Below are 12,932 nucleotides of genomic sequence, written 5' to 3' on the forward strand. Positions count from 1 at the left end.
GGTCGGCAACACTCTATCTACAAATTTAAGTATCTCATAAAAATAGATACTCTTGGGTTTATAGGTACATCCCGTCCCTAAAAAACCTAACTTAATCATACGAGGAGGTGATACACATGGCAATTGAAACAATCGTAATGGATTTAACTTTACGTCTTGTCTTAAACAACGGATTAGATAAGAACGGCAAAACAGTTTTCAAGAGCAAACAATTTAAACGTGTTAAAACAAATGCGAGCTTAGATCAAGTACACAATGTAGCTCATGCTCTAGCTTCCTTACAAGCATCACCACTTCACGCTGTACAACTTGTAAGCACATCAGATCTTTCTAAACTATAAAGTAAAACTCGGATCAGTGGGGATTTTATTCATCCCCGCTGATTATTAGCCCGCAATTTAACCGGCAGACCCAAATCCCGTAAATAGCGGGATAAATACAAAGGAGGGAATAACACATGCAAGTACTAGAGTTGATTTTCGCGAAGGAAGATGGAAAAACAGTCGTTTTTTCTATCGATACGCCCATCACACCAATCGATGCACAAGTCGTAAATCAAGTAATGGATACAATCCTTGCCTCATCTGTATTTTCATCCATTGATGAAAATACAAGAAAAAAGGGAGCTCGCCTTGTAGAAAAAAATGTATCTGAAGTTCCCATTACTCTATAAAATGAAAAAGACGAATCTGCATCATTTTGCAGATTCGTCTTTTTTCTTCGGCATTTCAATCGGGATAAAAATCTTTGAAAAACCGACGCATACATACTTATAATGTTCTTCCCCTATATCAAACTCAGTCGTATATGTTGAGAAGAATATATAATCATTTCGCTTCGTATAATGATCAATTAATAACCCAACTTGTGGCTCAACATACTTTTTCGCTAACTTTTTACCGGCCGATGCCAAGTCGCCAAGGAGACCCTCTTCATTCTCTTTTTGAACTTCATCTAGCTTCTTACTCACATCATTACGCTTCATAAACTGTTTCGCTGCCCATTCTGTATATTCGCCCTTACTCGGATTACTGTTTGCTAAATATACTAGGAGAACGACAACTAAAGCCATAATAATATACTTTTTCTTCATACTATATCACCGCCTACTCTTTTCTATTTTCATATATATGTACAAGCGATGCAAATTAGAAAGACTATCACCTATTGATTGTAAACGAATAGACAAAATTTACAATATGAAATAGAATATTAACAGTAAATTTACTTAATTTATATATAATTATATTCGGAATAAAAATTATAAGGGAGGATATAGAATTATGGATAATGAAAACAACATTTTTATTTCTAGTTCTACAATGATGCTTGAACCATGTAAACACCCTTATTACCGCACAAAAATTATCGACAGTAGCGGGAACCATCTTTACTCCTGTCAAACTGCTCTCCAACTTATACAGAAATCTTGTCTAACAAATATTCATTCTACTTATCAAGGGAGACGTAATGCCGTAAAAACAAAATTTAAATTCAAACAAAACGTTCCAATTCCGATCAATCATAGAGAATATATTTGTGCTTTCCCAACAGAATCTCCTGCTTCTCCAAATTGCATTTGGCTTTTCTTCAAACATGTTCATACAATAGAGTTTTTCAAAAAAGCTAAACAAGCTAAAATTCATTTTTCAAATGGAGCTACCGTAACGATACAAATTAGTCCCCATAAGTTAAGCCAGCAATTATGGAAAGCTGGATATGTATTATCCCAAATGAACATGCAAGATTCATCACCTTAATAACAAATAGAATGGAAGGTAGTATTTCCTTACCTTCCATTCTATTTTCTATTTTTATCCTTTTACACTATCCCGCATTTTCTCGATTGCTTGCCGATACATCCATCTTACTTGATAATATGTCATTTCCGTCTCTAAAGCGATTTCTCCCATCGTCTTCCCTACAAAAAAACGTTCAAAAATAATATACTTCTCCTTCTCGTCTAACACACTCATAAAATCCTTCACTCTTATTTCAACATCTTCAAAATGAAAGATATCCTCATACTCTCCTACACATACACACCTCTCCTCCACTGCGAACTCTTTCTTCAATCTCTCTAATATATAACCTCGCACCGTTACAACTGCATATGCGGGAAAACTCCCTTTCTCTGCATCATACCTTTCATACGCATACCAAAGACCAATTAAACCACATTGATAATACTCTTCATAATCTTTACGAATACCTAATTTCTTTATTTGATTTACAATCATACCTTCATACAAAACAACTGCCTCTTTAAAAGTCGCTGGCTTCACACAGTACCCGTTTCGAAAAGGTATACCTTTCTAGTATTCCGCGGTACCTTCACAATATAAAAATAAAGAAAAGATTTCATTGTGAGTAATTTTAAATACTACCAACGGAATTTGAAATTACACTAGATAGTATTTGAAATTTTGTTGGTGGTATTTGAAATAGGGGTAAAAATAAAAAAGGTGACTCCTTTAAAGAGTCACCTTTTTATTTTATTTCCTTATTGGAACATACCTTGTAAAGCGCCCATTCCAAGAGTTAAAACAAAGAAAACAATAGTAATAATTGTTGCCTGCTTTTTAGTTAAACCTGCTGTAATTTGAAGACCTAGCCATGTAACTGCATATCCCCAAATTGTAAACACTTCAAATTTACTTACAATGCCTTTTACAACACCACTACTTGAAGCAAAAATTGGCTCTAGGCCAGTGTACATTTCTTGACCTGATCCACCTAAAATATATGCTAAAATCGTATTTATTAATAAACCTAGTAATGAAATAACACTTGAATATACAGTAATCGCTAATAATTTTTTATAAGAAGTATCATTGCTTATAAATACCATTAACACTTTATACACCACGGCACTAAGTAGAAAGACAAATGCCATACTAATAGCAATTACCCCAAATCCCATACCATATGTCATTGCAGCTGAAACAGTAACACCTAATTCCTTATTAAGCTTAATTGCTTCAGGTGTTAGAGAATATACATAAGCAGCAAATCCCCCAACAAGCCCAGCTATTAAAACAAGTAGCCAAAATGCACCCCAAACTGCATTACTCGTCTTCATTCTCTCAAACTGCTCACTTGGAGAAGTAATCATTCCTAATAATGATGGCTTCTTCGCACCTACATCTTGCGTATTAATATTAGCTTCCATTATAACGCCTCCTTCTATTTATATAACCCGTTCTAACGGGCGGTTCACTTCCTCATATAGAGGCTACGAACCGCCCACTAGAACGGTAATGTGTAGTTCTACTACACTATTAATTACTCATAACGCAATGCTTCAATTGGATCTAATTTCGCAGCTTTGTTCGCTGGAATTAATCCGAAAATAATACCGAGTGTCATCGAGAACAGTACGCCTCCAACGACAACTTCCCATGAAACGAGCGGTGGCCATTTCGCGAATGTAGAAACGATATATGCTCCGCCATACCCAAGACCAATTCCGATTAAACCACCTAGAAGTGTTAACATAACTGCTTCAATTAAAAACTGTAATAAAATTTTACTACGCGTTGCTCCAAGTGCTTTACGTACACCAATTTCACGTGTACGCTCCGTTACAGATACGAGCATAATGTTCATAACACCGATACCACCAACGACTAATGAAATACCAGCGATACCACCGATAATCATTGTCATAATACCGGTCATCTTCGAAATACCTTCTTGAATTTCTTTTAAATTCATAACTTCATATTTACCAGTTGCATCAGTTGGTTTACGACTATTTAAAACATCTGCAGCTTTTTTACCTGCTTTTTCTAGATTATCTACATTTTTTGCTTGAACAGAAATATTTTGAATTTCATCTTTTCCATACAGTGTCGGCCATAATGAAATTGGAACTAGCGCTTCTGATGGTCCCATTCCCATAAACTCATTATCTGATTTGTAGACACCAATAATTTGCATCGGTTGACCTTTCATTTCAATAATTTTACCGACTGGATTGGTATCCTTAAACACCTTTTCTTCCATTTGTTTACTAATCATAACAACGTTATTACCTTGATCCACATCTGATTCTTGTAAAGAACGTCCCTTTAACAACTTTACTTTATTTACTGCAAAGTACTCACTATCTAATCCAGTAATACTCACCATTTCTTTTTTATCTTCAATATCAAGTGGTTCCATGGTTGAATTTGTTGTTACCACATGTGCGATTTCTGGAATTTTTTTAATTTCAAAAATGTCTTCTTCAGTTATCTTCGGTGCTTCTACCATTCCCATACCGAAAGGATCGTTTATATCTGCACTATAATGAATCGGAACCGTTTGATTACCTGCCCCAACAAACTGGGATTTCAATGCAGCTTCCCCGCCTTGCCCAATTGCAACGACAGTAATAATCGAACCTACCCCGATAATAATACCGAGCATCGTAAGAGCTGAACGTAGTTTATGAGCTAAAATAGAAGATAGGGCAATTTTTATACTATCTAGTAAACTCATACCGCACACCTTCTATCTTCTGTAACTTTCCCGTCCCGCAGTACAATGCGGCGAGAAGAATACGCTGCTACTTCCTCTTCATGCGTAACCATAACAATCGTCGTACCTTCTGCATTAAGCTTCGTGAAAATATCCATAACTTGCTCACCAGACTTCGTATCAAGTGCACCAGTCGGTTCATCGGCCATAATGAACGTTGGATTATTCGCAATCGCTCTTGCAATCGCTACACGCTGCTTCTGTCCACCTGATAACTCATTTGGTAAATGATGCACGCGATCTGCCAATCCAACTTTACCTAACGCCTCCAAAGCACGCTTGCGACGCTCCGCTTTCTTCACGCCACCATATACGAGCGGAAGCTCAACATTTTCCACTGCGGAAAGACGAGGTAGTAAATTAAAATGCTGAAATACAAAGCCAATATATTCATTACGAATTAAAGCAAGCTTTGACTCGTCTGCTGTTAAGATATTCACGTCATTCAGCATATATTCGCCTTCTGTTGGACGATCTAAACAACCGATAATATTCATAAGCGTCGACTTACCAGAGCCAGACGGTCCCATAATCGAAACAAACTCACCGCTCTGAATCGTTAAACTAATACCATGCAAAATCGGCACCGCCAATTTTCCTTGATAATACGTTTTAGCAATATTATTTAACGTAATCATTTCTCTTTCACTTCCATTCCGTCATACACATCGTCGGAAGGATTTTTAACCACCTTTTGCCCCACTGTTACGCCTTCTACAACCTCTGTCCAGTCCCCATCAGTAGAACCTTTTTTCACATTTTGTTTACGAAGCTTACCTTTATCCTCAACATAAACAAATGCATCATCGCCTTTTGCTACAATGCTCTTACTTGGGACAGCAATCATCTTCTTATTCTCTAAGTTTACTTGCAGAGAAACGTGGTAACCTGGAGATAAACCGTCTTGGCTATCAAGACTTGCTTTATATGTATATTGAGACATATTTTGAGTTGCTTCACCCATGCCGCCAGCTTGCGCCATCTCTGCACTCGTTGGGAACTCACTTACCTCTGTAATCTTACCTGTCCACTTCTTCTTATTATTTGCTTTCGCCGTTACAGTGAATGTTTGATCTTTTTGAATTTGTGACTTCTGAAGCTCAGTTAACGTACCTTGAACTTGGAATGGATCTTTAGAAGCTACTTGTAAAAACGCTTTTCCTTGACCACCTAACGCTTGAGATGAGCTTTGTGCCGCATCTTTATCTAACTTTTGAACAACACCAGCGAAATTACTATAAATCGTAAGTTCTTTCTGCTTCTTACTTAACTCTTCTTTCTGCAACTTTCCTTTTTCTTTCTCAAGGTCAATTGTTTTTTGCCCTATCTCTAACTCGTTTACTTGCTCGTCCATCGGATCTGTTACTTCTTTCCCAGCTCCGCTATCTTTCGCCTTCTTAATTTCTTTCTTCAACGAATCAATCTTCTTTTTCCCTTGATCGTAACGCATATCTGCCATCTTCTGATCAAGCTCAGCTTGCTTCATTTGAAGATTAATCTCTTCATTATCATAAGAGAATAACTTCGTACCTTTTTCTACCTCTTGCCCTTCTTTTACCTCAATATCTTTCACTTTCCCTTTGGCCGGATCTGCATAGAAGCTTTCAATATTACCAGGCTTCACCTGACCAGAAATTAACTTCGTATTATTCAACTTACGCTCTGTCACTTTCTCAAAACTTACAGCATCAGCATTTGTTGATGCACCCTTCTTTTTACTTTGCATAACAAAAATATTAATTGCCGCTACAATAACAATTAGTGCAATAACCCCAATAATAATCCATTTCTTCTTCTTGTTTGGAGTACGAACCGTATTTGGTAACATATTCTCTCTCCTTTTTATAACTTAATATTTTAATATAAAAATTGTATAAAACTTTCTGAAAATAGATTACATATTATTACATTGTTTTTACAAAGTTTTACACATCCATTTATATTGTAACAAAAATTCCAATGATTAGAAATATGACATTATATCTTTTAAGATAGATTTAAGGAAAGGAAAAAGGATAATTTAAATTGAATTTTCAAGTACTTTTTATATGAATGTAAGCCATCTTTTATTAATAAACTTCTTACCAAGATAAATTATTAAAATCATTTTTGTCATATATATTTGACATTTCATCTATTCAATTATAAAATGTCACATATAAATGACATTTTGGTACACGAGGTCTACAACCATCAATGGGAGGGTTATATTTGAATAACGTTAAACAATATCGAAAATCTGAAGGGCTATCGCAACTAGAGTTAGCTAAAAAAGTTAACGTGGCGAGACAGACAATAAATTTAATTGAAAACAATAAATATAATCCCTCTTTAGCCTTATGTATTGAATTAGCAAAAGCACTAAAAACAGATTTAAATAGTCTATTTTGGGAGGGAGATTAAATGATGAAAATTGAATGGAAAGAAAGAGTTTATAATAGTTTTGTTGGAACACTAAGTGAGAGAGATGAATATCAAAAACAAGAAATCAATAAAGAGTTATCTGTAGCTGGAATTGGTTTATGGTGGTTAAATATGTTGGTAATGCTTATTATGTTACTTGTTGATACTATGAACCACACAATATCTATAGGAACTATATTTATTTTTCTATCTAATATGATTTACGCTAATTATTTAGCCTTTAAATTCAAGAAAAAAGGTTTAAGTGATACTGAATGTGCAACAAAAGAAGAATATTTACAACACAAGAAAAAATTAAGAAAAGCTGGCTTAAAAGCAGGTGTGCTTTGGGGCTTTCAAATGTTTGTTTTTATGAATTATATCCTTCCCTATGTAGGTTCAGAGGAAATCTCTATTTCTTTATTTAAGGTTGTAATTTTCATCTGTGGGGGCGGATTTTTCGGTATAACCATGTATCTATTTGGTTTATGGAATCTAAAAAAATTATATTAATTAACAAAAATCATTTATATATTAAACTGCAATTTTTCATACTGTTTGTTTTTTCTAATATAAAAGCTATCCAATCACACACAATTGGATAGCTTTTCAAACAAAATATTACGCTACTTTAGGATCTTTTCTCTCATGTCCACGTTGAACAATAAATAAGAAGATTGTTGATAAAACCGCACCTGTTAATAGTAAGATGAAACAACCATCCCAGCCAGAACTATCAACAATAACACCAATTGCTGCGTTAGCTACAAGACTTCCGCCTACATAACCGAATAGACCACACATACCAACTGTCGTACCTACTGCAAATTTCGGTACTAATTCCATCGCACTTAAACCGATTAAGAACTGTGGTACATAAATTAAACAACCGATAATAGAAACTGCAATACTTACAACAAGTACGCTAGTTGCTTGCCAATATATAAACGTACCAATAACAACTCCAACCATACTAATAATACATAATGGCATACGTTTTCCTTTAAATAATTTATCACTTAAAAAGCCAACGATTAATGAACTTGGAATTGCCATACCTTCAAAGATTGCATATGCCGCATGCGCTTCTGCTTTTGAAAATCCTTTAACTGTCGTTAAATAAAGTGGAACCCAGTTAATAACACCGAAACGAATTAAATAAACAAAAGCATTCGCAATACATAAGAACCATACAAATTTATTTTTCACTACATACTTCATTAAAATTTCTTTTGGTGACATCTTGTTAGCATTATCTGCTTTTTCAAGATTTTCATAGTCATTACGATACTCATCAATTGGAGGAAGACCTTCAGATTCTGGTGTATCCTTCGCATTGATCCAAACAAGTACTGCAATTACCATTGCGATAATCGCAGGGAAAATAAACACGCCGCCTTGCCAATGATTTTCACCGAAAATACCTACACCAATTCCGACAAGTGGTGGCACAAGCATTCCACCAACGTTATGTGAAATATTCCAAAGGCCTGTTTTCGTACCACGTTCTTTCTTCGAGAACCATTTCGTCATAACAATACTACAAGGTGGTGCTCCCATACCTTGTACAATACCGTTAACAACGAGTAATGTAACAATCATCCCAAATGATGATGCAAAACCGAAACAAATATTTACAAGCCCTGATAAGAATAAACCGACTGCGATAAAGCGCTGGGCGAAAGCTTTATCTGATAAATTACCCATAAAGAACTTACTAAATCCATAAACAATTGCCATTACTGAGCCTAGTAGACCAATTTCAGCTGTACTAAAACCATATTCTTGTACTAAATACGTACTTGATAACGTAAAGTTACTACGAACTAAATAATAAGCAGCATATCCAACTGAAATTCCGATTAACACACGAATACGTAGTAATCGATATACACGGTCGATCATATCCGCTGGCAATCTTTCAATTGCAGGTGCTGGCTTGAGCCATTTAAACATATATTTCCGTCTCCTTTTCTCACTTCAGAGAGAGACGCTGTCTATTCCATATCTCGATTATTCCGCTATTTGATATATTTTGGTTCGTCCTTCTAACCGGCTGTCCTTCTATTTCTTTCTCATTCTTCGCAAACATCGTTGGTACGCCAAACGACACTTTTTCTAAAATATGCCCCGCTTCTTCTGATAAACAATAATCAATAAATAAATCCGCAATAATACCACTCGGTGCACGTTTTAGTTTCGAAATCGCATTAACAGATAACCCTGTTTGCTCAGGTTCGTTACTTAAAATCGGAAAGCCTTGTTTTTGAAGCATTCTCTGATCTCCCATAAAGTTGATGCCTATCATATATTCACCGCTCGCAACAAGTTCTGCTGGGATGTAACCATTCACTGTTACTTCTCCAACTTGTTCTGCCAGATTCTTCACATATCCCTTCGCTTCCTCTTCACCTAACGTATCAATCAGTGATTGGAAAAACGTATATGCTGTACCTGAAACATTTGGATCGGGCATGACAATCTTTCCTTTATATATTGGATTCAATAAATCTTTCCATCTTAATGGATACGAGAGACCGAGCGGCGCTATTTCCTCGTTCCACCGCTCTTTATTAATCGCAATTGCCAGCTTCTCCACTTCATAACCGTACCAATAACCATCTTTATCTTTAACAGTTTTTGAAATACGATTTGCGTGTTGGCTTATCACAGGAATAGAAAGATTTTTTTGCTTCATCATTTGATGCGCATCTACTGTACCGCCAATAATAATATCCGCCTTCGGATTTCCAGCTTCTTCTTCCACTCTACGAAGAAGTTCTTCTGTTGAAAGACGAATAAATTCATACGTACATCCACGTGGTTTACAAAATGATGAAAGTAACGCTTCACCAACTTCCTCACGAGCCGCCACATACGCAACAATATGACGATCATCCAAAATAGGGAGACCATTTTTACTATATTTAATAGAGGTTGTATCTCGAGAGCAACTAGACATCGCTCCTCCAATTACTAGCAAAAAGAAGAAAAAGGCTATCTTTCTCATGACGCATTCTCCTTTACGAATAACTCTGCTAGAGAGCCTTTCATATACATGACATTTCCGTTATTATCACCGAGATATTGCACAACAAAGTACGATGGATACACAGAAATCGTAAGAATATCTTCACGATCATTCTTTACACGCTTACCTGTTTTATAAGCTGTAATATAAGCAATCGGTTCATTCTGCGATTGTAATAACTTCTGAATTTCTCCGTAATCTGTAATTTGCTTTGCGGACCGAATAGAATCAAGTATGTGCGTAAGATTGATAGTACGTACCACATCGCCTTGACGTACTACGACATCCTTTGCTGAAGCAAAGAAATCACTAATACGCTCTGGCGTGTAATACAGGCTTAATAAATACGTTTGAAGTGCTGAAATCATCGGATCCATGCCATTCTTTCCGTATACATTTTCCCCATACTGGAACAAGTCACCTACTGCAAAAGTACGCTTATGTCCATTCAAGTACGTTACTTCTCCAGTAAATACTTGTTCTTGGCTCTTAACGTCCCCTGGCTCTATTCGAATTCGGTCAAAGAATGAAACAATCGTATGCAAACGAACTTCATCCGTTACAACGATTTCTCCCCACTTTTCATGTCTTACTTTCACTTCAATTGGAAGAGATTCATTCACCCTTTGTAAAACGGCTTGTTTATCATTTACAATGTTGATTCGATTATAGATTTGCTTCTCCATAACATAAAACAAAACAAGAGAAACAATCATACAAATGACAAACATAAGAATTTGAAATGATAGCCTTTTCATTTCTGCCTACCTCCAAGATAAAAAAACGTTGTTTCGAAAATACCGCATAATTGTTTCATAAATGTATCATTTAACCGCTTTCAAGTTTTTTATGTCTTCCATCCTTCTCGGAAGCAAAAATGTAATGAATATTGTAGTACCTATTTTTTCACTACTCTCAATCCGCATGCTTCCGCCCTGCTTATTCATAATCTCCTGACAAATATACAAACCATAACCATTCCCGTAACTAGAAGGAAGTGCCTTTCCTTTCGGAGACTCATTCCACTCTGCAAGCACCACTTCATCTATACCGATCCCATCATCATGAACAAAAACCTTCGCCTCATGCTCATTTACAATTACATTCATACGAATGTGCGAAGCATCACTATACTTAATTGCATTATCAAGCACATTTAAGAAAATTTGCTTCGTCTTATCAAAATCCGCAACAACATGTACATCCGTTAACTCATTTATCACTTCAATTTCAAATTGATTTAGGCGAGGTTTCACAATTGAAACTGCTTCTTCTGCCAATTCCTTTATGTTCACAACTGTAGGAGACACTTCAAACGTACTCGTCCCATATTTCGAGGACTTAAGCAGTTCCTCTACAAGTGATAATAAACGCTCACTTTCCACAGCCACATAACGAAGACTTTCCTGTACATCTTCTTTCGATTGTAACTTCGGAATTAAATCAACATAACCGATAATTGCCGTTAGCGGTGTTTTTAGCTCATGCGTAATGCGGTCTAGGAAATCTTTCTGCTTCTCTTTCTCCTCCTGCAATTGCTTAATATGCAGCTCAATTCCATCGGCCATCGCATTAAAAGATGCTGAAAGCTGAGCGATTTCCACGTACTCATTTAACTCAATCTTACTCTTATAATCACCATTCGCGAGCCTCTGTGCCATTTGTCTCAACTGATCAATTGGTTTATGAAGAGACTTCGCCAAACGAATCGCAAAGAAAATACCGGTAGCTACTAGGCAAAGAGACGTCATTAAGAAAGTCCAGCTCACATTTGTTAAAACTTCCTTCTCACCCGTTAACTCATTTATAAAACGAATACTTCCAATGACATCGTTTCCATAATAAACCGGGCTTGAAAACAAAAGAATGGGAGCGGGATCCGCCTCCTCAAAAACATAAGACTTCTTCCCCTTCAAAGAACTCTCAATGTCGATGTTACGGTGAAGCAATGCTCCTTTTTGTGTATCTGCAACAACATCGCCATTCTTCCCAATCATCTGCACACGGACATCCATACGCTTCGCTAAATACGACGCAATTAAAAGGGAATTCGGACCAAGCGTATCCACTTCTGCTTCCTTCTCTAAATAATTCATCGTATAAATTTGTGCTTCTACACTTAACTTTTCTAAAGAATCTGCTGCGTTATGATACATATTCTTTTCTAACGTAATATAAACAACTGCATATAAAAGAACAAAAATCGGAATTAACAGCCCAACTATTCCAAACACCATATTTCGTTTTAAAGACATACCATCACCACTTAACAATCCAGTTTATAGCCAACGCCATAAATTGTCTTAATATATTCTCCGCTCGTCCCAAGCTTCTTGCGAAGTCTCTGCACCATAATATCAACTGCTCTCGTATTTCCGATATACTCAAATCCCCATACTTTCTCAAGTAACTCATCCCTCATAAACACACGCTGCGGATTTGAAACAAATAACTGACATAAATTAAACTCTCGGTACGTTAACTGAATCTCTTGTCCACTCACATGTACCTTTCTTTCCTTAGGACAAATCACTATCTCTCCAGCCTCAATTACTTCATGACTTACAGCCGCCTCCGTCTTCTTTACACGCCGCGCCATATTCTTAACCCGAAGAATAAGCTCCGCATAATTAAACGGCTTCGTCACATAATCATCAGCACCAAGCTGCAAGCCAAGCAACTTATCATTCATCTGACTCTTTGCCGTTAACATCAGCACCGGAATATCCCTATCCCTCTCACGGAACAAACGAAGCAACTCATACCCATCCGTATCCGGAAGCATAACATCCAAAATCAATACATCCGGCCCTTCATTCCATCTCTCTAAAGCTTCTCTCCCATCAGCCGCTGCCAATACTTCATAACCTTCCATCTCCAACTGCATCCGAATCAAATTACGAATACTCGATTCATCATCCACCACAAGTATTTTCATCATTCTCCTCCTTCCACCACGTATTATAGTACAGTT

16 protein-coding genes are annotated in these 12,932 nt (G+C 36.5%); 5 read left to right on the forward strand and 11 right to left on the reverse strand.

The window, feature by feature from the left end:
• Window positions 1–116 precede the first annotated feature (116 nt).
• Together ACS2CR_RS11595 and ACS2CR_RS11600 are read left to right on the forward strand one after the other, a co-directional pair.
• On the forward strand, window positions 117–341 hold the full coding sequence (locus tag ACS2CR_RS11595) for a DUF1659 domain-containing protein (protein ID WP_000963861.1): 225 nt from the start codon (window positions 117–119) through the stop codon (window positions 339–341).
• 116 nt (window positions 342–457) lie between these two features.
• The gene (locus ACS2CR_RS11600; protein ID WP_001197593.1) at window positions 458–673 is read left to right on the forward strand and encodes a DUF2922 domain-containing protein; all 216 of its coding nucleotides are present in this window, start codon (window positions 458–460) and stop codon (window positions 671–673) included.
• Window positions 674–694: 21 nt separating this feature from the next.
• On the opposite strand, the gene ACS2CR_RS11605 is transcribed toward ACS2CR_RS11600, so the two are convergent.
• A complete protein-coding gene (locus tag ACS2CR_RS11605; protein WP_000731405.1) occupies window positions 695–1,093 on the reverse strand; it encodes a DUF4359 domain-containing protein in 399 nt (132 codons plus the stop codon).
• A 190-nt stretch (window positions 1,094–1,283) separates the two neighbouring features.
• Between ACS2CR_RS11605 and ACS2CR_RS11610 the strand changes: the two genes are divergently transcribed.
• Window positions 1,284–1,760: a competence protein ComK gene (locus ACS2CR_RS11610; RefSeq protein ID WP_000368309.1), complete on the forward strand. Its 477-nt coding sequence runs from the start codon at window positions 1,284–1,286 to the stop codon at window positions 1,758–1,760.
• 54 nt (window positions 1,761–1,814) lie between these two features.
• Here the strand turns inward: ACS2CR_RS11610 and ACS2CR_RS11615 are convergent, their stop codons facing one another.
• From ACS2CR_RS11615 to ACS2CR_RS11635, 5 genes are all read right to left on the reverse strand, one after another.
• Complete coding sequence (locus tag ACS2CR_RS11615) at window positions 1,815–2,285, reverse strand: sigma-70 family RNA polymerase sigma factor (RefSeq protein ID WP_053513773.1); 471 nt, start codon at window positions 2,283–2,285, stop codon at window positions 1,815–1,817.
• A gap of 218 nt (window positions 2,286–2,503) precedes the next feature.
• Complete coding sequence (locus ACS2CR_RS11620; protein WP_044584993.1) at window positions 2,504–3,172, reverse strand: Yip1 family protein; 669 nt, start codon at window positions 3,170–3,172, stop codon at window positions 2,504–2,506.
• A gap of 113 nt (window positions 3,173–3,285) precedes the next feature.
• Window positions 3,286–4,485 carry an ABC transporter permease gene (locus ACS2CR_RS11625; protein ID WP_006922891.1) on the reverse strand — a complete coding sequence of 400 codons (1,200 nt, stop codon included), beginning with the start codon at window positions 4,483–4,485 and terminating at the stop codon, window positions 3,286–3,288.
• Complete coding sequence (locus ACS2CR_RS11630) at window positions 4,482–5,162, reverse strand: ABC transporter ATP-binding protein (RefSeq protein ID WP_000631624.1); 681 nt, start codon at window positions 5,160–5,162, stop codon at window positions 4,482–4,484. Before ACS2CR_RS11630 ends, ACS2CR_RS11625 begins: the two co-directional genes overlap by 4 nt.
• The gene (locus ACS2CR_RS11635; protein WP_153602921.1) at window positions 5,159–6,352 is read right to left on the reverse strand and encodes an efflux RND transporter periplasmic adaptor subunit; all 1,194 of its coding nucleotides are present in this window, start codon (window positions 6,350–6,352) and stop codon (window positions 5,159–5,161) included. Before ACS2CR_RS11635 ends, ACS2CR_RS11630 begins: the two co-directional genes overlap by 4 nt.
• A 383-nt stretch (window positions 6,353–6,735) precedes the next feature.
• Here ACS2CR_RS11635 and ACS2CR_RS11640 point away from each other — a divergent pair, with 383 nt between their 5' ends.
• Both ACS2CR_RS11640 and ACS2CR_RS11645 read left to right on the forward strand, forming a co-directional pair.
• A complete protein-coding gene (locus tag ACS2CR_RS11640) occupies window positions 6,736–6,927 on the forward strand; it encodes a helix-turn-helix transcriptional regulator (protein WP_001067016.1) in 192 nt (63 codons plus the stop codon).
• The gene (locus ACS2CR_RS11645; RefSeq protein WP_000975590.1) at window positions 6,928–7,440 is read left to right on the forward strand and encodes a DUF3278 domain-containing protein; all 513 of its coding nucleotides are present in this window, start codon (window positions 6,928–6,930) and stop codon (window positions 7,438–7,440) included.
• A gap of 108 nt (window positions 7,441–7,548) precedes the next feature.
• Here the strand turns inward: ACS2CR_RS11645 and ACS2CR_RS11650 are convergent, their stop codons facing one another.
• From ACS2CR_RS11650 to ACS2CR_RS11670, 5 genes are all read right to left on the reverse strand, one after another.
• Window positions 7,549–8,883 carry an MFS transporter gene (locus tag ACS2CR_RS11650; RefSeq protein WP_000477602.1) on the reverse strand — a complete coding sequence of 445 codons (1,335 nt, stop codon included), beginning with the start codon at window positions 8,881–8,883 and terminating at the stop codon, window positions 7,549–7,551.
• A 19-nt stretch (window positions 8,884–8,902) separates the two neighbouring features.
• Window positions 8,903–9,937 (reverse strand): ABC transporter substrate-binding protein, encoded by a 1,035-nt coding sequence (locus ACS2CR_RS11655; protein WP_001225639.1) that lies wholly within the window; start codon window positions 9,935–9,937, stop codon window positions 8,903–8,905.
• Window positions 9,934–10,716, reverse strand: a complete 783-nt coding sequence (locus ACS2CR_RS11660; protein ID WP_000826622.1) for a DUF3919 family protein — start codon at window positions 10,714–10,716, stop codon at window positions 9,934–9,936. The genes ACS2CR_RS11655 and ACS2CR_RS11660 overlap by 4 nt, the downstream gene beginning before the upstream one ends.
• Before the next feature lie 66 nt (window positions 10,717–10,782).
• Window positions 10,783–12,213, reverse strand: coding sequence for a HAMP domain-containing sensor histidine kinase (locus ACS2CR_RS11665; RefSeq protein ID WP_153602920.1), 1,431 nt, complete (start codon window positions 12,211–12,213; stop codon window positions 10,783–10,785).
• Between the two features lie 11 nt (window positions 12,214–12,224).
• A complete protein-coding gene (locus ACS2CR_RS11670; protein ID WP_000699553.1) occupies window positions 12,225–12,896 on the reverse strand; it encodes a response regulator transcription factor in 672 nt (223 codons plus the stop codon).
• Window positions 12,897–12,932: the final 36 nt, after the last annotated feature.

The organism is Bacillus cereus group sp. BceL291 (assembly GCF_051776705.1).
In the GTDB taxonomy this organism is placed as follows: domain Bacteria; phylum Bacillota; class Bacilli; order Bacillales; family Bacillaceae_G; genus Bacillus_A; species Bacillus_A cereus.